The sequence below is a fragment of the Ruegeria sp. YKSD179 genome (assembly GCF_059612885.1).
The window spans coordinates 1-20,308 of the sequence record NZ_JBXWRL010000047.1; the positions used below are offsets into that span (position 1 = coordinate 1).

At 61.7% G+C, this 20,308-nt stretch carries 28 protein-coding genes; 14 read left to right on the forward strand and 14 right to left on the reverse strand.

Going from position 1 to position 20,308, the window contains the following annotated elements; translation table 11 throughout:
- Positions 1-103: 103 nt before the first annotated feature.
- The 10 genes from AC2FNE_RS18790 to AC2FNE_RS18835 all read right to left on the reverse strand — a co-directional run bounded on the left by AC2FNE_RS18790 (position 104) and on the right by AC2FNE_RS18835 (position 6,996).
- Positions 104-1,027, reverse strand: coding sequence for a transglutaminase family protein (locus AC2FNE_RS18790; RefSeq protein WP_496806027.1), 924 nt, complete (start codon positions 1,025-1,027; stop codon positions 104-106).
- Positions 1,028-1,284: 257 nt separating this feature from the next.
- A complete protein-coding gene (locus AC2FNE_RS18795; RefSeq protein ID WP_496806028.1) occupies positions 1,285-1,818 on the reverse strand; it encodes a hypothetical protein in 534 nt (177 codons plus the stop codon).
- Positions 1,819-1,893: 75 nt separating this feature from the next.
- Positions 1,894-2,031 carry a hypothetical protein gene (locus tag AC2FNE_RS18800; RefSeq protein WP_496806029.1) on the reverse strand — a complete coding sequence of 46 codons (138 nt, stop codon included), beginning with the start codon at positions 2,029-2,031 and terminating at the stop codon, positions 1,894-1,896.
- Between the two features lie 132 nt (positions 2,032-2,163).
- Complete coding sequence (locus AC2FNE_RS18805) at positions 2,164-2,970, reverse strand: transglutaminase-like domain-containing protein (protein ID WP_496806055.1); 807 nt, start codon at positions 2,968-2,970, stop codon at positions 2,164-2,166.
- Positions 2,971-3,336: 366 nt separating this feature from the next.
- Positions 3,337-3,816: a hypothetical protein gene (locus AC2FNE_RS18810; protein WP_496806030.1), complete on the reverse strand. Its 480-nt coding sequence runs from the start codon at positions 3,814-3,816 to the stop codon at positions 3,337-3,339.
- Between the two features lie 23 nt (positions 3,817-3,839).
- Positions 3,840-4,082 (reverse strand): hypothetical protein, encoded by a 243-nt coding sequence (locus AC2FNE_RS18815; protein WP_496806031.1) that lies wholly within the window; start codon positions 4,080-4,082, stop codon positions 3,840-3,842.
- Positions 4,083-4,086: 4 nt separating this feature from the next.
- The gene (hflC, locus tag AC2FNE_RS18820) at positions 4,087-5,175 is read right to left on the reverse strand and encodes a protease modulator HflC (RefSeq protein ID WP_496806032.1); all 1,089 of its coding nucleotides are present in this window, start codon (positions 5,173-5,175) and stop codon (positions 4,087-4,089) included.
- Positions 5,172-6,239: an FtsH protease activity modulator HflK gene (hflK, locus tag AC2FNE_RS18825; protein WP_496806033.1), complete on the reverse strand. Its 1,068-nt coding sequence runs from the start codon at positions 6,237-6,239 to the stop codon at positions 5,172-5,174. The genes hflC and hflK overlap by 4 nt, the downstream gene beginning before the upstream one ends.
- A gap of 107 nt (positions 6,240-6,346) precedes the next feature.
- Positions 6,347-6,691 (reverse strand): hypothetical protein, encoded by a 345-nt coding sequence (locus tag AC2FNE_RS18830; protein WP_496806034.1) that lies wholly within the window; start codon positions 6,689-6,691, stop codon positions 6,347-6,349.
- Positions 6,688-6,996 carry a hypothetical protein gene (locus AC2FNE_RS18835; protein ID WP_496806035.1) on the reverse strand — a complete coding sequence of 103 codons (309 nt, stop codon included), beginning with the start codon at positions 6,994-6,996 and terminating at the stop codon, positions 6,688-6,690. Before AC2FNE_RS18835 ends, AC2FNE_RS18830 begins: the two co-directional genes overlap by 4 nt.
- A gap of 64 nt (positions 6,997-7,060) precedes the next feature.
- On the opposite strand from AC2FNE_RS18835, the gene AC2FNE_RS18840 reads away from it, so the two are divergent.
- From AC2FNE_RS18840 to AC2FNE_RS18850, 3 genes are all read left to right on the forward strand, one after another.
- Positions 7,061-7,702 carry a hypothetical protein gene (locus AC2FNE_RS18840; RefSeq protein WP_496806036.1) on the forward strand — a complete coding sequence of 214 codons (642 nt, stop codon included), beginning with the start codon at positions 7,061-7,063 and terminating at the stop codon, positions 7,700-7,702.
- Positions 7,699-8,112 (forward strand): hypothetical protein, encoded by a 414-nt coding sequence (locus AC2FNE_RS18845; RefSeq protein WP_496806037.1) that lies wholly within the window; start codon positions 7,699-7,701, stop codon positions 8,110-8,112. The genes AC2FNE_RS18840 and AC2FNE_RS18845 overlap by 4 nt, the downstream gene beginning before the upstream one ends.
- Positions 8,113-8,324: 212 nt before the next feature.
- Positions 8,325-8,513, forward strand: coding sequence for a hypothetical protein (locus tag AC2FNE_RS18850; protein ID WP_496806038.1), 189 nt, complete (start codon positions 8,325-8,327; stop codon positions 8,511-8,513).
- A gap of 58 nt (positions 8,514-8,571) precedes the next feature.
- On the opposite strand, the gene AC2FNE_RS18855 is transcribed toward AC2FNE_RS18850, so the two are convergent.
- A complete protein-coding gene (locus AC2FNE_RS18855) occupies positions 8,572-9,306 on the reverse strand; it encodes a Crp/Fnr family transcriptional regulator (protein ID WP_496806039.1) in 735 nt (244 codons plus the stop codon).
- Positions 9,307-9,456: 150 nt separating this feature from the next.
- Between AC2FNE_RS18855 and AC2FNE_RS18860 the strand changes: the two genes are divergently transcribed.
- The 11 genes from AC2FNE_RS18860 (at position 9,457) to AC2FNE_RS18910 (ending at position 18,831) form a co-directional block, all read left to right on the forward strand.
- Positions 9,457-9,693 (forward strand): hypothetical protein, encoded by a 237-nt coding sequence (locus AC2FNE_RS18860; RefSeq protein WP_496806040.1) that lies wholly within the window; start codon positions 9,457-9,459, stop codon positions 9,691-9,693.
- Between the two features lie 133 nt (positions 9,694-9,826).
- A complete protein-coding gene (locus AC2FNE_RS18865) occupies positions 9,827-10,114 on the forward strand; it encodes a co-chaperone GroES (protein WP_496806041.1) in 288 nt (95 codons plus the stop codon).
- Between the two features lie 44 nt (positions 10,115-10,158).
- On the forward strand, positions 10,159-11,787 hold the full coding sequence (gene groL, locus AC2FNE_RS18870) for a chaperonin GroEL (protein WP_496806042.1): 1,629 nt from the start codon (positions 10,159-10,161) through the stop codon (positions 11,785-11,787).
- A 105-nt stretch (positions 11,788-11,892) separates the two neighbouring features.
- Positions 11,893-12,027, forward strand: a complete 135-nt coding sequence (locus AC2FNE_RS18875; protein WP_268888900.1) for a hypothetical protein — start codon at positions 11,893-11,895, stop codon at positions 12,025-12,027.
- Positions 12,028-12,297: 270 nt separating this feature from the next.
- Positions 12,298-13,608 (forward strand): Na+/H+ antiporter NhaA, encoded by a 1,311-nt coding sequence (nhaA, locus tag AC2FNE_RS18880; RefSeq protein WP_496806043.1) that lies wholly within the window; start codon positions 12,298-12,300, stop codon positions 13,606-13,608.
- A 395-nt stretch (positions 13,609-14,003) separates the two neighbouring features.
- A complete protein-coding gene (locus AC2FNE_RS18885; RefSeq protein WP_268888901.1) occupies positions 14,004-14,129 on the forward strand; it encodes a hypothetical protein in 126 nt (41 codons plus the stop codon).
- 16 nt (positions 14,130-14,145) lie between these two features.
- Entirely contained in the window at positions 14,146-14,532 is a 387-nt protein-coding gene (locus tag AC2FNE_RS18890; RefSeq protein WP_496806044.1) for a DUF302 domain-containing protein, read from the forward strand.
- Between the two features lies 1 nt (position 14,533).
- Complete coding sequence (locus AC2FNE_RS18895; protein ID WP_157709098.1) at positions 14,534-15,277, forward strand: TVP38/TMEM64 family protein; 744 nt, start codon at positions 14,534-14,536, stop codon at positions 15,275-15,277.
- A gap of 6 nt (positions 15,278-15,283) precedes the next feature.
- On the forward strand, positions 15,284-17,617 hold the full coding sequence (locus tag AC2FNE_RS18900; RefSeq protein WP_496806045.1) for a heavy metal translocating P-type ATPase: 2,334 nt from the start codon (positions 15,284-15,286) through the stop codon (positions 17,615-17,617).
- 10 nt (positions 17,618-17,627) lie between these two features.
- Positions 17,628-18,239, forward strand: coding sequence for a class I SAM-dependent methyltransferase (locus AC2FNE_RS18905; RefSeq protein WP_496806046.1), 612 nt, complete (start codon positions 17,628-17,630; stop codon positions 18,237-18,239).
- A 148-nt stretch (positions 18,240-18,387) separates the two neighbouring features.
- Positions 18,388-18,831: a DUF411 domain-containing protein gene (locus tag AC2FNE_RS18910; protein ID WP_137703278.1), complete on the forward strand. Its 444-nt coding sequence runs from the start codon at positions 18,388-18,390 to the stop codon at positions 18,829-18,831.
- Positions 18,832-19,023: 192 nt separating this feature from the next.
- Here AC2FNE_RS18910 and AC2FNE_RS18915 read toward each other — a convergent pair whose 3' ends face one another.
- The 3 genes from AC2FNE_RS18915 to AC2FNE_RS18925 form a co-directional block, all read right to left on the reverse strand.
- Positions 19,024-19,281: a hypothetical protein gene (locus tag AC2FNE_RS18915; RefSeq protein ID WP_137703279.1), complete on the reverse strand. Its 258-nt coding sequence runs from the start codon at positions 19,279-19,281 to the stop codon at positions 19,024-19,026.
- Positions 19,278-19,952 carry a YcbK family protein gene (locus AC2FNE_RS18920; protein WP_496806047.1) on the reverse strand — a complete coding sequence of 225 codons (675 nt, stop codon included), beginning with the start codon at positions 19,950-19,952 and terminating at the stop codon, positions 19,278-19,280. The genes AC2FNE_RS18915 and AC2FNE_RS18920 overlap by 4 nt, the downstream gene beginning before the upstream one ends.
- Before the next feature lie 70 nt (positions 19,953-20,022).
- On the reverse strand, positions 20,023-20,277 hold the full coding sequence (locus tag AC2FNE_RS18925; protein WP_205123529.1) for a DUF6127 family protein: 255 nt from the start codon (positions 20,275-20,277) through the stop codon (positions 20,023-20,025).
- Positions 20,278-20,308: the final 31 nt, after the last annotated feature.

Below are 20,308 nucleotides of genomic sequence, written 5' to 3' on the forward strand. Positions count from 1 at the left end.
TGGCGGAGGGAACAGGACTGGCGTCGAACCTTCTCCGGCCGTTAAAGTATTGTTATTGATAAGTTTAAACCAGCAGACGCAAGCCAGTCCCACCGAAATGCCATCAGACAAGCGCGATGTCCGCCCCGCCTCTTGGGGCCAGAAGCAAGTTGTCTTGTGCCGAAGCACTCTCCACTCTTACGAGCACCTCCATCGAGAGCAAATCGACGTTCGTTCCGACAAAGTTGCCTGCCACCGGGGTGACCTGTGCGATGTTTCGGGCCACGGCGAGTGGTATCAGGTTCCGGGACCCGAAGCTCCGGTTCGTGGGATCGAAGGCAATCCATCCGGCACCGGGTACAAAAATCTCGACCCAGGCATGGGTGGACCCGGAACCCGCAATTCCAAGGAGGCTTCCTTCCGCATCGGACAGATAGCCGGACACTATGCGGGAACCGAGTCCAAGTGTGCGCGCGGCTTCGGCGAGCAGGACCGCAAGATCACGGCACGAGCCCCACCGCCGGTCGAGCGTCTCGATCGGTGCCTGGGTGCCTTCAGTGTCGCGGCTCTGGTAGGAAATCTGGGTGAACACACCATTGCTGATGTCCTTCAGCAAAGACAGCGTATCGGTCGGGCGCGCCATGACGAAGCCCTCGACCCATCGAGAAAGCCGACCGTCCGGGTCGGGGTATTGCGGAACCGTCAACGCGCCCAAATCGGTCCATTCGTCGGCGGCGTAGTCAAAGGGGTACTGCGCGGCCGAGGCGGCGATGGCAAAGACCGGCCATGCAGGCGCGGTGAGATCCACTGTGGCACGGCTCTCGATCACCAGATGATCTGTCAGGCTGTCAAAGATGGCGGTGGTGACAGCGTTGCCGGCCACGTCATGCGCCCAGGTTACCGTCGCCGTCGGAGAAATGGAGAGGGCATGCGCAATTAGTCGCAGTTCCCTCGTTTCTCGTGGACGTATCATCAACCGATGGGGCCCAAGGGGGACCTTTTGACGGTATCTGTAGGTCGTGGTGTGAACGATCTCGAGGCAGGCCAAAATGATGTTCCAGTTAGGATTGAGGAAGACGGTGCGCGGCTGCGGGGATCAGCGGCGGCGAGATGCGCCCGCGCTGACGGGCGCGGCGTTCCGCCAGGCATTCAACCCCTTGCAGCGTCGGCAAATCCGTTCTCCGAAGCCTTCGCTCCAGAACGAGGTTTCGCATCGCAGGCATCGGCGTTCTTGCGGAACATCTCCCACGGCCCTTGGGGTCGCGATGTCCGGTACGTCACCCTCGGCGATGGCCTCGTCCGCCATCACGTTTTCCCCTCAGCCAGACGGGTGCGCAAGGGCGGCGGCGAGTCCGGTCGCGTAGGCATGCCTTCGTTTTCGGCGGTCCGGATCGACTCTTCGTCCCGCGCTCCTCGGGCGGGCGTCTTCGAAGGCGGCGCAGCCAGGGTCGGATCGGACGTCCCAGACCGGGAATAGAGATGTCGCAGGTGCGCCTCGGAGACCCCGTCGGCCTTCATCACGAGCTGCACCATCGGATCAGCCAGCATTTCTTCAAGGAAAAAGTCGGACAACTCCCTGCCGGTCAGCTTGTCCCTGGCGCGTGCTTGGTCGAGGTCGGCAAGGGAAACAGTCAGAGTCCGTGCAAGTCCCGGATGAGATATCCGGGGATGAAGCTTCACAAGGACGGAGGCTTTCCAGGCTGCGCGATCCCGTTGATCAGGGGGTGAAGCCACCTCCGTTTCGATCTCGTACTCTCCCGCCGGGAGCGTCTCGTCAAAGCCCGGAACGGTGAAGGGCCGGGAAAAAACCGCAACGGACTTACTCGTCAGATCTTCCATTGGCGCGTTCCTTTCCCTTGTTGCTGTGAATGGTCCGCGCCCTTACAGGAATGAGGCGCGTAACCTGTGTAGGTCTCAAGATGTCTTGGACTTCGCGGGTGGTTCCTTGCCAGCGGCCTTGGGCTCGGTCTCCTTGGCAGGGGTCGTTGCTGTTTTCGCAGGCTTGGGCTTTAACGCAGCCGCAGCTCTGGCGGTCAGGTCCTTGAAGGACATTTCATCGATCCTTTGATTTTCCGAAGCCAACTCCTCGTCCATGTCGGACCGGGATACTTCGCATCGGTACTGTAAATATGGGGGCTGGCGACCCGAATTGCGATGGTGCATCGAAAAAGAAGCCGAGGTCAGTCAGGCCAATTCATCCGTCCAGACCTTGAATTCCATCAACGTGTTCTGGCCGAATGTCTGGGTCAGAGGGACATCGGCAGCATCGCGGCCCCGCGCGATCAGGATTCTCGCAAACCTCGGCTTGTTGTTCCGCGGGTCGAACATGTGCCATTCACCAGCGAGAAACACCTCCATCCACGCGGCGAAATCCCCGGGTGGATAAGGGAGAGGCTCGCCAATGTCGCTCAGGTATCCGGTGCAGTAACGGGCCGGAATGTTCATGCATCGGCACAGGGCGATGGCGAGATGGGCAAAGTCGCGGCAGACGCCCTGCCTCTCGGCTAGGGTCTGCGACGCGGTGCGCGTCGCCTTCGCCTGCATATAGTCGAAGCGGACATGTCCATGCACGAAATCGCAGATCGCCTGGACACGTGACCATCCGGGGTCCGTGGTCTCGAACAGGCGCCACGCCTCCTCCGATAGGAGGTCGGTGTCGCAATACCGGCTGCCCTGCAGAAACACGAGCGTCTCGAAAGGAAGATCCTGAACCGCGTGCTGCCGCGCGCCGGGCATGGAGGGATCAGGCTGGCCCGTGTCGCGAAAGATGCCATCCGTCGACAGGCAGAAGTCGCCCGCCGGAGCCAGGACGCGTGTACACCAGTTGCCGAAGCCATCCCGGTAGCTTTCGAGCGGCACGCTTGGCGACGTCACGAGGTAATCGGCACGTTCCAGATCGCCAAAGCGCGAGTAGTGGACGTTCAGCATCGCAATCAGTGGCGTCGGCTGCGGGAAGCTGTAGCGCAGACGGCAGCCGATGCTGACCCGCATGCCGGACAAACGGCCGCGCCTGGTCATGTCATGATCATCTTGCAAGGATGAGCGTCCGAGGCATTGGGCCGGTGCCAGCCTGCGCAAGGACGGGGAAGGCCAGGGACGCTATCACTCCAGCCACGATGGCCAGCCTCGAGATCAACCTTGCCAGCGGGTGTCTCATCGCCGCTTGCTCCTTGGCGGACCGGAGTCCGCCGGTTGCCGCGCGAGTCTTCGATAGCCCAAGCGTGAGCGTTCCAGTCAGCCGTCGCGTGGGCGCGGGCGGCGGCGGGGAGCCCCTCGAATTCGATCGCGATGGCATTCCTTCGTTCTCGGCCACCTGGATTGCGAATTCTTCCGGGAGTGTCGGGTGGGTGCTACCGGTCATCGGGGCGAAAATTTGTGCAGGGCCGCAGCGGCAAGAGCATGTTCCTTCTGGTGGTAGTCGCCGCGGAACTTGCCATCGACCCGCACCTCCCAGATGCCGTTTCTTTCGCGTACCTGAACTCCACCGCGCTGTGCTGGCCGGTCCATGAAAGCCCCCTTTTCTCCTCTGCTTTTCGGTTGCTCGGGTTGCTTGTCGTTCATCTCCGGCTCCTTCGCGTTGGGCGCGCGCTCCTCTCCGAGAAGCATCACGGCGCGAATGAATTCTTCCGCGTAGTCGTTGGTTTCGCGGTAATCGTGTTCGTGCGGCACCATGCGCATCGGTTCCACGAACCGTTCTCGCAGATGGTCGACGAAACGGGGCTCGGTACGGGCCATGTAGGCGATTAGAGCTTGCAGGATCCGTTCATGGGCCAGCACACGCCGTTCGAGGTCGGTGGTCTCTGCTGCCGTCCTGGTTAGATGTTTCACTGATGTCATGGCTTATCGTCCTTCACGCTGCACTATGGGACGCTGGATGTCGTGCGTACGAGTGTGGCCAGGCAGGCTACCGCCTCGTCGCGATCCAGCTCTTGCCATCCACCTACCAGCCAAGCGCAAATCGTGCGCTGACGCAGGTTAGGGGCACGGAAATTTAGTGGGTGTGTCTTGCTCAGAAGCGGAAAGAAACCAACCTCGGTGGTCCAGATGTCATTGACGTGCTTCCCGATTGATACCCTCAATTCATGCTTGAAACCTTCCACCATGAACCTATCGGCCTGCTTCGACCTCCGTCTGTGTCACGATCGGCGTCGCGGGGTCTTGCGCTGGTCGGGGCCTGCCGATTGACGCCACGCCACCGTCGCCTGGGACGCTGCCCGGATCGCGGAGTGGGTCTGCCTCGCCCTGCATGCCGCGCAGGAACTGGAACAGATCGCTGTCCGTCGTCAGGACAAGCGTTGTGTCGTCGGAGATCATGTCGCCGTAGGCCTGCATGGTTCGGGTGAAATCGTAGAACTCGACCGAAACAGCATCGACATTGTAGGCGCCCGCATAGATTGCTGCTGCTGCGGCATCGGCGGCACCGCGGATTTCCTCGACGGCGCGATAGGCTTCGGACTGGATCTTGTTCAGATCCCGCACCCTGTTGCCTTGAATACGAGCCGCTTCACCGTTGCCTTCGGACAGGAATCTTTCGGCGATCTGCCGGCGCTCCGAGATCATGCGGTCATAGATCTTGGGTCGCACGCTCTCATTGTAGTTTATGCGCTTGAAACGAATGTCGAGAAGCTCAATCCCGAAGACGCGCACCTTCTCCGCCGCCGCCTCGAAGATCTGCTGCTCGACCAGCGCCCGCCCCTTCGTGATGGGAACCAGTGCGCCAATGTCCTGCGCAAGCTCCTGATCAGTCAGAAGCGTGTCCCGAAGCGGCGTCCGGCCCCTGGTCGTGCGCACAATCTCGATGAGTTCGTGCTTGGCGACGGCGTTCCGCGTCTCGCTACCGAGGATATCATCGAGGCGCGACTGGGCGCTGCGCTCGTCGCGCAGGCGCAGAAAGTACTGCAGAGGATCGATGATCTTCCAGCGCGCGAAGAGATCGACGGAGATATAGAGCTTGTCTTTGGTGGGCATGTCCGATGGCGAGCCGTCCCACTCCAGAACCCGGCTGTCGATCCGGTTAACCTCCTGAACGAAGGGGAGTTTTATCTTGAGACCAGCCTCGGTGATCGGCGCGCCGACCGGCTTGCCGAACTGGGTGATGATGGCCTGTTCGACCTCGCCGACCGTGTAGACGGCGGATGACGCAGCGACGACCCCGGCAACCGCGATCCCCGAGGCAATAAGCGAAAGGGTCTTCATGGTTGCTCTCCTGTCTGTCGATCAAGGTTCAAAAGCGGGAGGATGCTTGCCGTGGACCCGTCGACAATGATCTTGGAGCCAATTCCCGGCAGAACATCCTGAAGGGTTTCGATGTAGATCCGGCGCCGGGTAACTTCCTGCGCCAGACGGTATTCCGTCAGGAGCGCCGTGAAGCGTGCCGCATCGCCCTCGGCTTCATTGATCCTCCTCAAGCGATAGCCATCGGCTTCGCGGATCCGCTGGTCCTTTTCGCCTTCGGCCAGAGGTATGACGCGGTTGTATTCGCGGCGGGCCTCGTTGATGATCCGCTCTTTTTCTTGCTGGGCCTGATTGACCTCGTTGAACGAGGCCTGAACGGGTTGGGGCGGATTGATGTTCTTCAGCTGTACCTGATCGATGCTGATACCCATCGCGTATTTGGTCGCGAGCGCCTGCATTTTCAGCAGGGCTTCGCTTTCGATTTCCTGACGCCCGACGGTGATCACCTCGTCGACTGTGCGGTCTCCCACGACTTCACGCATGACGGACTCCGAGACGTAACGCAGGGTCGCGCTCGGCTCGCGCACTTCAAACAAGAACTTCCGGGGTTCGGAAATCCGGTACTGCACCACCCACTCCACGAGCGCGGCGTTGAGATCGCCAGTCACCATCTCGGTCTCGCGGCGACCGTCCGTCGGGCTCTGATAGGGATCGGAGGCACCCGGAGTCGTGAACCCGAACTCTTGTTTCAACTGGCGCTTGACCGGGACCAACGTGGTCACGTCGATCCCGAACGGGATCTTGAAGTGCAGCCCCGGAGGGACCTCGGCCGCGTACTTCCCGAACCGTTGGACAATCGCAACAGAGTCGCTCGGCACCGTGTAATATGAGGACCACGCCCCAAATGCCGCAAGCGCAATGGCGGCCCCGATTGCAAGACGCTTCACCGGTGGCAGACCGTCCGGCAGGATGCCGTGCAGCCGATCCCGACCCCGCCTGAGAATTGCGTCAACCTCAGGGGGAACGCGGGTCTGCTTGTTTTTCCAAGGTCCGCGATCTTCCGGTCTATTGTTATCAGAAGGCATCGTAAGCTCCTATCTCGGTTTTGGCACTCGGGGCGATGCCTGGCTCGCGCGTTTGACGGTGCGACCTGTTTTGCGCCATCACATCGTCGGCTCTGAACAGCATGCCCTCAGAGGTCCAGTTCCTTCAGGCAGGCTTGCGCAATGTCTCGGTCTGGGGCATCGGATCCTGGCATCGTCGCCCAGCCGGCTGTCATGAGAGCGTCGCGCCTCTGGTAGGTTGAGGCTGCCCGGATCGTTGCAAGCTTGTCCGCCCGAGCCGGGTCTGACCGCGCCATGTCGAGGCAGACCGGTACCATGGAGGCAACGACATCGTCTCGGGACATCGCCATCGCCCTGTCATTCGCTGTTCCGCCGGTCACCCAGCCACCCCACGTGAATCCGACGACACCGACAAAGACAGCACCGATCACGGCACCATAGATGCCGGGTTTGAGCCATTCGGGAGTATTCATGTTCTATCCTCCTGCGGGGAAAGCGCCGCTTCGCTGTGATTGTTCGTTTCGGTTGTGGCCGCATCCCGGCCCAGCGCCTCTTTCAGGTCGCTGTCGGAAATCGCCCGTAACTCTGTACGTCCCGCATGACCGCCCCTTCCGCGCACCGTCAGGTAGGTCGCCGTCCGTCTATAGGCCTCGAAGCTCAGCCCCTGGAGAAGCTCCTCTTCGACGAGAACATCATAGTCTCCCGCAGGCAGATCGCCCGGGTATCCCGGCAAGGTGAACGGGTTTGAAAACGTCACCGTCGATCTGGTCGACCGCATGTTCCTCTCTGGTCTCCGCGATGTTGGCAGATCCGTCGCTCACCACTGTTGACGGCCCCTTGGAATGCGGGACGGACCAGTCGAACGATTGAGTGTCTTGTACCTCGGGATCGTCCGACTGGTGCTGACGCATGTTAGTCCCGGGCACCGAACCGGCTGCGACCCCGTCCTTTGGGCAGTCGCCCACACTGACCTGTGTAAGGGCGGCGAGACCGACCTGCGCGTATCCTTTGGGAAACAGGAGCGATCTGCGTTCCTGCAACCCTTGAAAGGATTGGCGATGGCCGACAACAATGTTCTCAACCCGCACCCGCCCGAGTTCGATCGGTTTCTCCATGCTACCGTCGGCGAGGACCGGAACGGCTATGCCGTGACTGTGCTCTCCACGCTCGCGCGGCTTGGCCTCGATCCATGGAACGAAACCGCTGAACTGGTCATGCTGGGGCACGACGCCGCGCAGGCACGCTTGGGAACGCTGCTTGCCCGATTTCGGGACGTACCCGCGCTCGCCAGCGATCACGGCAGGATCGCACGAGACCTGAGCCAGCTGCTTCCCGCAGGCCGGGCGTCAGGTAGCCTGAAGCGCGCTGCCTCGACGGTGACAGGCGACCGCCCGGGGACAAGCGGAGCGATCTGGGCGGTGCTCGCGATTATCTTCCTTCTGTTTCAGATGTTCATGGTTGGCGGGTCGGGGTCAGGCGAATGACCGTATCAACCGCGACCGAGAGGAGACCGGCACATGCGGCACACAAGTCCGGGACGCTTTCTCCACACGAACAGGGCGTTCTCTGGGACATGGAGGAACACTTCTGGACCAGTGGCGCCGACAACGCGCGGGCGACGACAGCGACCAACGCCGTCATGGTCTTCCCCTATCCGCCCGGGATCCTCCAGGGCGACCAGATCTGGACCCACCTTCGTGAAAGGACCGGCTGGCGCTCCGTTGTCATGGCCGAACGGCGCGTGACGCGATGCGGTGACATCGCGATCCTCACTTACCGGGTCTCGGCTGAAAAAACCGACGTGCCGATCTACAAAGCGCTTTGCGCCTCAACGTACCTCAACGATGAGGACACCTGGCTGAGGATTTCCCACCAGCAAACGGCGGTGATTTAAGAACCGCAGAGGCAATCGACCTGCCGCGGGCGCCGGGACTAACCTGCGTCAGTGCGGCGAGGCCCTGGCACGGTTAGATGAGACGTGCCCGCCGAACATTCGGTGGTGCATTTTTCCGAGTACCCGAGAAGCGTGTGGGCGTGCCGATCCCCAAAGGGTCGGCATGTCGGCGCGCTTCTTATTCTCGGAACGTCCAGGAAAGGACAATTCCAATGACTCCCGAACAGAACAAGACTGCCGAAAAAATGACGTCCGTGAAGGCCGCGTGGGACAAGGCGCCCGCTGGTCCGAAGAAGGACGCGGCGCTGAGACACTACCAGGCAGCCGAGAAAGCGCACACAGCGAAGAACGACGCCGAGACCAACAAGGAACTCGACGCCGCGAAGCATGCGCTTGCGTGACAACCAGCGTCTGACGTGATCACCGGGGCCGCCTGCCGAGCAATCGAGGGCGGCCCATTCATTTCAGGAGCGGCCCGGTCTGGTCCAGATATGCCGGATCGAACTCGGCAAGTTCCACCAGGCCACCATAGTCGTGAAACGTCACGCGGCCGTCCCGAAAGGTCACCAGTCCGTTCTCGCGAAGCTGCCGCAGGACGCGGTTCACGTGAATCGCACTAAGCCCCAAGGCATCTGCCAGGTGATACTGGGTCAGCGGGCAATCATACCCATCCTCAGTCCCCATTCCTACCAGCGCAAGCCGCGATCCCAGTTCCAGCAGGAAGTGCGCCATGCGGGCGTCAGCATCGCGTCTGCCGATCCCGACGAGATGTTCCACCACCATCGCCTCATCCCTTGACGCCGCCCAGAGTATGGCGGTCGCCAAGCGAGGGGTCTGCGCGAACGCATTAAGAAGGTCGCTCTTCAACACTTCAGCGGCCTCAATTTCCACGATAGGTTCGAAACTGTGATCCGAGGTGCGCAACAGCAAGCTGCGCAAGCCGAGGAAATCTCCGGGCACCTGAAAATCGACAATCTGGCGTGTCCCGCCAGGCTGGAGCTTGTAGGAACAGACCCAACCTGCGGATAGAATATAGGCGGCCTGAGTCGACTGGCCCTGATGCACCATATCACGCCCCGCAACGAAGGAGCGGCGACGTTGGTGCAGGCGCTCGAGCACATCCAATTCCGCCTTTGACAAAGCGACAAAGGCCGAGAGCTTGCGGGTCAGGGGGCTGTGTTCAACTGATGTCATGTGGCCTCCCGGCGTGTCGTGACCCAAGAGCAGAAATCGGCTCGGACACTGCTCTGGATCAGTCCAGCATAGAGCAATTCCTGCGAGAAGTATGGATGTATTTGAACCTCACATTCCCGAGGGTTCACGATATCAAGGAAGGAAACCCGGATGTCCACCGCGAGCGAACATGCAGGTCGGGCCGCCCTGTCAATCTGCGAAGCGCTCCTGCTTGCCATGAACGATCTCGGGTTGCTGCCGGAGCACGAGATTGTGGCGGTTCTTCGCGACGCCGCGGCGACCCATGAGAATGCCGTTGGCACCGAACTCGAAATAGAAAGCCACCGGGCCGTCGCCGAATTGATCAACGCGATCATCGCTGGCGGAAACTCGGTTCGACGCTCGTGATGCAATACCGCGGCGGTCTTGATCCGCAATCTCGAAGAATAGCCCCATCAGGTTGTCGCCGCCTTGCACGCATCCAAGCCGGGCATTCGAACAAGGTACTTACGCCCGACAATCCTCGACAAGGAGCACGTCGATGTCATTCACTCCCCTCCACGACCGGGTCCTCGTTCGCCGCATTGAAGGCGACGAGACGACCAAGGGCGGCCTCATCATTCCCGATACTGCCAAGGAGAAGCCTCAAGAAGGCGAAGTTGTCTCCGTTGGTGCGGGGGGAAGGCGCGAGGACGGCGAGCGTAACCCGATGGACGTCAAAGCCGGCGACCGGATCCTGTTCGGAAAATGGTCCGGCTCCGAGATCAAACTCGATGGCGAAGACCTTCTGATCATGAAGGAGAGCGACATTCTCGGCGTGATCGCCTGAGTCCGAAACCTTCCACGTCAACCTCAATCTCAGGAACTCACACCATGTCCGCCAAGGAAGTTCGATTCAGTAACGACGCCCGCGACCGAATGCTGAAAGGCATCAACACGCTGGCAAATGCCGTCAAGATCACCCTCGGCCCCAAGGGCCGAAACGTCATTCTCGATAAATCCTGGGGTGCGCCGCGCATCACCAAGGACGGTGTGACCGTTGCCAAGGAGATCGAGCTTTCGGATCATTTCGAGAATATGGGAGCGCAGATGGTGAAAGAGGTCGCGCAGCGCACGAACGACGAGGCTGGCGACGGCACCACAACCGCGACCGTTCTGGCGCAAGCCATCGTCAAAGAGGGTATGAAGGCCGTCGCCGCCGGCATGAACCCGATGGATCTCAAACGCGGGATCGACAAAGCCGTCGCTGCGGTCGTGGCCGAGATCAAGAGCATGTCCAGACCGGTCGGCGACAGCGACGAGATCGCCAAGGTCGGGGCCATTTCAGCCAATGGAGAAGTCGAGATCGGTCGGCAGATTGCCGACGCGATGGCCAAGGTCGGCAAGGAAGGCGTAGTCACCGTCGAGGAAAACAAAGGGTTGGAGACCGAGACCGAAGTGGTCGAAGGCATGCAGTTCGACCGCGGCTATCTGAGCCCCTATTTCGTCACGAACGCTCAGAAAATGGTCGTCGAGTTGGATGACTGCGTCGTCCTGCTTCACGAAAAAAAGCTGACCTCTCTCATATCCATGGTGCCGTTGCTGGAGGCAGTGATTCAGGCCGAGAAGCAACTGCTGATCGTGGCCGAGGATATCGAGGGCGAGGCGCTGGCGACGCTGGTCGTCAACAAACTGCGCGGCGGATTGAAGGTGGCGGCCGTCAAGGCACCCGGCTTCGGAGACCGCCGCAAGGCGATGATGGAAGACATAGCCGTGCTGACGGGCGGTCAGGTGATTTCCGTGGAAATGGGCACCAAGCTGGAGAATGTCACCATGGACATGCTCGGGTCCGCCAGAAAGGTCACAATCACCAAGGATGACACGACGATCATCGACGGTGCCGGAGCCAAGGACGCGATCGCGGCGCGCGTCAACCAGATCCGGGCGCAGATCGAGGAGACCACTTCGGACTACGACAAGGAGAAACTACAGGAACGGCTCGCCAAGCTTGCCGGCGGCATTGCCGTGATCCGGGTCGGCGGGGCAACTGAGATCGAGGTGAAGGAGCGCAAGGACCGCGTCGACGACGCGCTGAACGCCACCCGCGCTGCGATTCAGGAAGGTGTCGTACCCGGCGGCGGCGTGGCCCTGGTTCATGCCGGCAAGGTGCTGGCGACGCTGAAGGGCGAGAACGGCGATCAGAATGCCGGCATTAAGATCGTCCGGCGCGCAATCCAGGCACCGCTACGCCAGATTGCCGGAAATGCCGGGGTCGACGGATCGGTTGTCGTTGGCAAGGTCATCGAGAACGACAGCCGGAGCTTCGGTTTCGACGCGCAAGCCGAAGAATACGGCGACATGCTGAAGGCCGGCGTCATCGATCCGACGAAAGTCGTCCGGATCGCACTGGAAAACGCCGCGTCTATTGCCGGGCTATTGATCACGACCGAGGCGATGGTCGCGCAAAAGCCCGAAAAGGGCGGCGCCGGTAACGAAATGGGTGGAATGGGCGGAATGATGTGAATGGGCGGGGCCTGTGCGCAGGAGCCTCGGGACGAGAAATCACATTCCCGATGGACATGAACGCCGATCTAGTCAGCACAATAATTCACAATAGGAGAAACGGAAATGACCAAAGGCAACAAGCAACGCGGCAACCGCGAAGCGAAAAAGCCTAAGAAGGTGAAGGAAAAGGTCGTTGCAACAGCCGACTTCATGAAGGGCAAAACCTTGACCAATCTAGGCGAGCACAAGAAGAAATAGGTAGAGGGCCAAGTGATTGGCTATCACTGAATACGGAGCCTGATGGCGGCGGGAGACGACGCGCATAACACTTTGGCGGAGCTTCCGCTGCGCAAGGCTGCACCTATGAGACGAGAAGCACCGGAGATTTCTTTTATTCGCGGAGGCCCGGACGCTTGCCGCCTGAGCCGTCCGGTACGCGGCTGAGGCGCCGGCAACTGCTTCTCGTGGTCAACGCATCCGCGTTGCGATGGCATAGCTTCTCACTACCCGAAAAGGTATGCTTCTCCCGTGATCGATACTCATCAAGGCCTGCCCCATGAGGCCGCCGACAGCATAACGAAACCCTTCGCACGCTTCCTGAAGATCGAAGCGGCAGCTGGTAGCCTCCTGCTCCTGGCTGTTCTGCTGGCTTTGGGGCTCGCCAACTCGCCGTGGCAAGAAGGCTTTCTTCGTTTCTGGGAGACCCCCATCGGCCTCACATTCGGCTCGTTGGATTTCACCCGCTCTCTGCGGCACTGGATCAACGACGGTCTGATGACCCTTTTCTTCTTCGTGCTTTCTCTGGAACTCAAGCGCGAGTTGGTGCTGGGCGAATTGCGAAACCCTCGACAGGCCGCCCTGCCGTTCGCAGGCGCCCTGGGTGGCATGGTCGTGCCGGTCTCTCTGTATCTTGTGCTGATGTCCGGCCAGCCCGGCATACATGGCTGGGGAACCGTGATGGCAACCGATACGGCCTTCGTGATCGGGTGCCTGGCGCTCTTCGGAAGCCGGATCCCGCCCACCTTGCGTTTGTTCCTGCTGTCTTTGGCCATCTTTGACGACGTCGGTGCAATCCTTGTAGTCGCCTTCGGTTACGGTGAGGCGTTGAACTGGTCGGCTCTCGGATTGGGCTTTCTGGGGATTTGTATCGTCGCAGGCGTATCGCGACTCGGGATCAGAAGCGTACCGGTCTATTTCCTTCTGGGAGCGGCAGTCTGGTTATGCTTCGACGCTTCTGGCGTCCACGCGACCATTGCAGGTGTCATTCTGGGCTTGATGACGCCAACGCGCATATGGGTGAGCGATGCCCGCCTGCGTGCAATCCTTGGGCGGGTACTCGCCGTTCCGGCCGGCGATCGTCGACATGGAGATGCCGCAAGCCACCGCGACCTGCGTCAAGCCGGCAGAGCGGTCACTGAGTCGCTCTCACCAGTCGAACGGCTCGAGATGATGCTGCACCCCTGGGTCGGCTTTGCAATCATGCCGATCTTCGCACTGGCAAATGCCGGCATCAAGGTTGAGGGTGTCGATTTCGTACAACCGGTCTCGCTGGCGATCATTGTCGGCCTGGTGTTGGGAAAACCGATCGGCGTCTTCGTGTTCGGCTGGATTGCCGTACGATCCGGCCTAGCGGCACTCGCGCCGGGCTTGTCGTGGCCTTTCATTCTGGCTGGCTCTTTTCTGACTGGGATCGGTTTCACGATGTCATTGTTCATCGCAGGCCTCGCATTCGACAGTTACGTCCTGAATGCGGCAAAGTTGGGTATTCTCGGCGGATCGGCGCTTTCGGCGATACTCGGCATCTCGCTTCTGATTTGGCTCACATTGCGAATGAGGTGACGAAAACACACAGCCGATGCGCTGCGCGACCTCGTTCATGTACCCTTACTATCCATCGTCGATGTCGACGCCGATCAGTTCTGAGATGCTTTTCTGCCCAATGTTGCTGCAACAGCCGACGACGCAGCGCAACGTGCAGCAACTGCCCGTAAGGAAGGGAACACGAATTGGAACGACACGGGAACCGGTATGGGCCTTGGCTGGCTCTGCGCCCTGCTGATCCTCGTACTGGTGGTCGTGGCCATAGAGGCACCGATCAAACTTCTTCGACAATAGGCGCAAGCCGGACAGGGCGCCCCGCCGTCCAGACACCGAGCCTATGTTATACTGCGCATGCAGTAGTGAGGGCTGTTTATTGGGCGACCCTTAGGGGTGCAACCTAGGAGGACGAGAAGATGAATTGGAACGACATGGGCTTCGGAATGGGTTTCGGGATGGGGTTTGGCTGGCTGTTCGGCCTGTTGATCCTTGTGCTGGTGGTTTTGGCCATAGCGGCGCTGATCAAATATCTTCGGAAATAGGAAAAAGGACTTCGCAATGACCTACACGATCAATCGCGTGATCTCCGGCGCAGGTATCGACGACTTTGACTCTCGTGCGCGCAAGGCGCTGGCGGATCAGGGTTTCGGCGTTCTGACCGAAATCGACGTCAAGGCGACGATGAAGAAGAAGCTGGATGTCGAGATGCCGGCCTATCGCATCCTCGGAGCCTGCAATCCGAAGATGGCGCATCACGCCATCGGGATCGAGCCGCGTGTGGGTGCGATGCTGCCGTGCAACGTCATCCTGCGCGAGGTCGAGGATGGCGTCGAGGTCAGCGCCATCGACCCGGTTGCGTCGATGCAGGCGATCGAGAACAGCGAACTTACGGCTGTTGCGGGCCAGGTCCGAGACCTTCTCGCGAAGGCCGTTGCCTCGATCTGAGGTGGGGTTGCGCGCAATCATCCTCGTGGTGATGGCGATCCTCGGGATCGCCGTGCTCGGTGCCTGGCTATTCGCGCCTTCTGCTTTCGACCAGGCACGCGGCCTGATGGACGGCGAGCGTCTGGAGATGCTGGTGGCGCGCGCCGGGATCTGGGGGCCGGTTCTGATCGTCACGCTCATGACCCTCGCGGTCGTTGCGAGCCCGGTCCCGAGCGCGCCCATCGCGCTGGCCGCCGGTGCGGCCTACGGGCATGTCTGGGGAACGGTGCAGGTCGTGATCGGCGCAGAACTCGGGGCACTGATCGCCTTCGGTCTCGCACGGGTGCTGGGGCATGATTTCCTGCGACGGGTCTTTGGTGACCGCGTCGATGCCGGGCTGCTCGGCTCGCAGACCGCGTTGACCGCGACGGTCTTCGCCAGCCGCCTGATGCCGTTCGTGTCTTTCGACATGATCAGCTACGCTGCGGGGCTCAGCCGCCTGCACGCCTGGCGGTTCGCCCTCGCCACGCTGGCCGGCATCATTCCGGCAAGCTTCCTGCTCGCGCATTTCGGCGGCGAGGCGGTTAGCGGAGACCTCGGGCGCGCGACATGGGCGGTGCTCGGACTTGGGCTCGTGACGGGCCTACCGCTGCTCTGGGTGGCGATGCGGAGAAAGCATGAAGAGAGCCTTCCCGACCAAAATTGGAAAGGGCTTGACCTTCCAACCGCTGGAGGTGGCAAGCTGAAAAATAGACCGAAAGGCTGACAGACCATGGAACACGATCACCACCACGCGGCACCCGACGTGCCCTCGGGGGCCGAGACGGCGAAAGACCCGGTCTGCGGGATGACGGTTGCAGTCAAGCCCGATGGACGTCACGCCGAGTTCCAGGGCGAGCCCTTCCATTTCTGTTCGGAGAAATGCCAGACGAAGTTCACGGCGGATCCGTGGTTCTATGCCTCGGGAAGGGCCGCCGGACAAAAGAAGGCCGCACCGGCCAACGTCCAGTACACCTGTCCGATGCACCCCGAGATTGTTCGGGATGCGCCGGGGTCATGCCCGATCTGCGGCATGGCGCTGGAACCGATGGTGCCGTCCGACGAGCCCAGCGAGGAGCTGACAGACTTCACACGCCGGATGTGGATCTCGGCTGCCGCCGCGGTGCCGCTTATTATCCTGACGATGGGTGAACTGGTGGCGCTGCCGGTGCGCGACTGGATCGGGCATCAGACGGCCAGCTATCTCGAGTTTTTTCTGGCCACACCCATCATATTCTGGGCGGCGCTGCCATTTTTCCGGCGCGGCTGGGATTCGATCGTGAACCGAAGCCCGAACATGTGGACGCTGATCAGCATCGGCGTGGCGGCGGCCTACCTTTATTCTATCGTCGCCACCTTCCTACCGGGATTCTTTCCGGAACAGTATCGGATGGGGCACGGCGTGGGGACGTATTTCGAGGCGGCGGTTGTGATCGTGACGCTGGTTTTCGTGGGCCAGGTTCTCGAACTTCGGGCGCGCGAGCGTACAGGGGATGCGATCCGCGCGCTTTTGGATCTGGCGCCGAAGACCGCACGGCGTATCCTGCCAGACGGCACCGAATATGACGCCCCGCTGGAGAACATCATGGAGGGCGACCGGCTGCGTGTGCGCCCCGGCGACGCGGTCCCGGTCGACGGAACCGTGATCGACGGCCGCTCGTCGCTGGACGAAAGCATGCTGACCGGCGAGTCGATGCCCGTCGAAAAGGGCCCGGGCGATGCGGTGACCGGGGCGACCATCAACAAGAACGGCTCTCTGGTGATGGAGGCGGGCAAGGTCGGGTCGGACACCGTGCTGGCGCAGATCGTGGCCATGGTGTCGAACGCGCGCCGCTCGCGCGCGCCGATCCAGGGTCTGGCTGACCGGGTGTCGGCGGTATTCGTGCCGACCGTGGTCGCCATAGCCGTCGTCGCCTTCATCGTCTGGCTGACCGTCGGCCCCGAGCCCGCGCTGGTCTTCGCGATCGCTTCGGCGGTGTCCGTCCTGATCATCGCCTGCCCGTGCGCGCTTGGGCTGGCCACGCCGATCTCGATCACAACGGCAGCAGGACGCGGGGCACAGGCGGGCGTACTGATCAAGGACGCCGAGGCGCTGGAACGCATGGCGGCCCTCGATACGCTCATCGTGGACAAGACCGGCACTCTGACCTTGGGCAAGCCGAAGCTGACTGACACCGTGGCGCTGGCGGACGTTCCCGAGGCCGCCCTGCTGTCGCTGGCGGCGGCGCTGGAGCGCGGTTCTGAACACCCATTAGCCGAGGCGATCGTCGAGGGGGCAGAAGCACAAGGGGCCCCGCGGGAGGAAGCCACAGATTTCGATGCTGTCACCGGCAAGGGCGTGCGCGGCACGGTCGGCGGCCGTGCCGTGGCGCTCGGCAATGCGGCAATGATGAGGGAGATGAGTCTGGACACGAGCGCAGCCGAGGCGAAGGCCGACACCCTGCGCGCCGAGGGCAAGACGGCGATGTTCGTCGCTCTCGATGGCGCGCTCGTCGGCATCGTGGCGGTCGCCGACCCGATCAAGGACTCGACCGCACAGGCGATCCGCGAACTTCATGCCCAGGGTCTGCGGGTCATTATGGCGACCGGCGATAACGAGCGCACGGCGCAGGCGGTGGCGGGCAAACTCGGGATCGACGAGGTGCGCGCGGGCGTGCTGCCCGAAGCCAAGAAGAACCTGATCGACAAGTTGCGCCGAGAGGGCCACAAGATCGCGATGGCGGGCGACGGGGTAAACGACGCGCCCGCGCTGGCCGCCGCGGATGTCGGCATCGCCATGGGCACGGGCGCGGATGTGGCGATGGAAAGTGCCGGCATCACCCTGCTGGGCGGCGACCTGATGGGCATCGTCCGGGCGCGCAAGCTCGCACGCGCCACTTTGCGCAACATCAAGCAAAACCTGTTCTTCGCCTTCGCTTACAACGCGCTTGGAGTCCCCATCGCAGCAGGACTGCTCTACCCCGTCACCGGCCTTCTCCTGTCGCCGATGATCGCGGCGGCGGCGATGAGCCTGTCGTCGGTTTCGGTCATCTCCAACGCGTTGCGACTGCGGCGGATCGGTCTCTGAGGGAGGAACGATGACCGACAAATCGAACCGCTGGGAAGACGTCTACCAGAGCAAGGCCGATGCTGAGACCAGCTGGTTTGAGGAGCGCCCGCAGATCTCGCTCGACTTGATCGCCGCGACAGGGGCAACCATCGACGCCGCCATCGTCGATGTCGGTGCCGGGTCGTCGCGGCTGGTGGATTGTCTGCTGGAACAGGGCTTCCGCCGGATCACCGTGCTCGACCTGTCAGCGACGGCCCTGGCAAATACCCGCGCTCGGCTGACTGAAGACGTCCCGGTAGAATGGGTTGTGGCGGATGTCCTCGATTGGCAACCTTCGCGGAGCTTCGATGTGTGGCATGACCGGGCTGCGTTCCACTTCCTGATCGAAACCGCCGATCTGGAAGCCTATCTGCGGGTTATGAACCGGGCCCTCAAGCCCGGAGCTCACGCCATCATCGGTACCTTCGCGCCAGATGGCCCGGAGTGGTGCAGCGGACTGCCGGTCGCCCGCTATGACGCGACGCTTCTGGCAAAACTGCTCGGCCAAGACTACCGCTTGATCCGGTCGCAGACGCACGAACACCACACGCCGAGGGGCGGCGTGCAGCGGTTCCATTTCGGCCTGTTCAGGAAGAAGTGATCACTTGAAAATCTGAGGAAATGCACAAGCTGTGTATGATTGTCTGCGTAAGGAAAGCAAACGCTCGTTTCTCCAGAGAGTTACCTGGCAGAAATGGCCCGACGAAGGAGTGATATCTGTGGAATACAGGATCTCTCGCCGCGAATTGATGCTCGGCGCGATTGCAGCTTCGGTCACCATGCGGGTCCCCGCCATGGCTGAAACCAGACCGGCGATCCATGTGATGAAGGACCCAAACTGTGGCTGCTGCTCGGCCTGGATCGAGATACTCGAGAACGACGGCTTTGATGTCACGACCGAGGAGAGCAGCGGTACGCGTCTGAGGCGTTACAAGATAGACAACGGCATCCCGCAGAACATGGTCTCCTGCCATACTGGGCGGATCGATGGCTACATAATCGAGGGCCACGTCCCTGTTGCCGACATTCGCCGTCTGCTGGATGAGCGTCCGGACGCAGTGGGCCTAGCAGTGCCCGACATGCCCTTCGGATCGCCCGGCATGGGTCCGGAAAGTGAACGCGAAGCCTACGATGTGTTCCTGATCCGGCGCGACGGATCGACCGAGGTGTTCACCAGCTACGCTGCCGCATGACCTTGAAGCTGCGAGTCCGCTTCTGATCAGGGACGAGAACACAGGCGCGCCTGCTCCCGCATCACGGCGTAGTCGCTCAACATCTCGACGACGGCTGATCCATTCGGCAGCGCCGCCAATTCCTCGGCCGCTCGCGCCTGAACCTCCCGACTGTACTCCACGACCGGCGGACATGTCGCCAACCCGCCCGCTTCAAAACCCTCCGTCGCGCAGCCGGTCAACCAGCTCGCCCCGATCACGAGGACGGCGAGCCACAGCGTCCAGCATCCGACGTTGGATTTCATTGGTCTTCTCCCTGGTTTCAAGGCGTTCCGCCAGGCGACCGACGCGCTCACCGGTGCGGCGGACCGACAGCAGGAACAGGATAATGGCGAGTGCAATGGCACCGTAGCGCAGGGCGACCCGTGCCAGTGGGCTTGCCGAGATTAGGCCCAGCATGGTGGCGATCATCGCTGCCCCCGCTTCCAATCATCGAGGCGCGCATAGATTGTGACCGCGATGCCGACGAGTGCCACGGCAATGAACACCCAGCGCAGAGTGTCGAGATACGGGACCAGCGGAAGGATGGCCTCCTGGGTTTCAGCCATCACCTTCTGCGCCACCTCCACGCCCGCCGCCCCCAGTGTCGCTACACCCGCCGCGCCGCCGCCTTTCATGGCGCGGCTCTGCGCCAAGACCTCGCGCGTCGGCGTGGTCTCGGTGGCAAAGGGCACGGTTCGCACAGGAAACCGCTCGCCCCACTGTCGTGCTGGCCCGAGGTCGACGTGCATGAACCCTGATCGCGGGTAGAAACCGAAACCCAGAAATCCGACCTCGCGCGCCGCCGCCTCAAAAGCAACCGGGTCGTGGTTGGTCATGGCGATGTCGAACGCCGCGCCGTCCATGTGCTTCGACCGGGTCGCGCCGCCGACGGCGCGGTTGTGCTCGGGGCTGCGATAGGCGGAACGGACGATCAACGGCTTGCCCAGCCGGTCGCGCAGCGCCTGTAACTTGTCGAGCGCAGGGCCGTTGATGAGCAGCTTGCCGGTGCCACGGCAGGCGATTTCCGCTGGCGAGAAGTTGGTCCAGCGCCAGGCGCCGTCGGGCACGTCGCGCCAGTGCTCGTAAAAGGTCGTGGTCATCAGGTCCTCCAGAAACGAAAAACCCGCCTCGGAGGGCGGGTGTGGTGAGCGGGTGAATGTTTGAATTGGTCTACGGCGATCCACCGAAGATCTTGAGCTTCAGCGCAATCCCAGCAAGGAGCGCCAGCATTACGCCAGTGGTGATGAGATGGACCGCTGTCTGAACGGCTGTGCGCCGCACGAAGCGGATGCAGTCGAGCAGCGAGCGAAGATCGCGAATATCGAGGGCGGCGTCCTTGCCATCGATCCCGGCGTCGGCCAGCGCGCGCTTGGCCCCTGCTTCAGCCGCGCGTGTCAGCATGTCTTGGAATTCGACCTCGGACATGCGCATGTCACCTTTGTCGGGACGAGGTGGC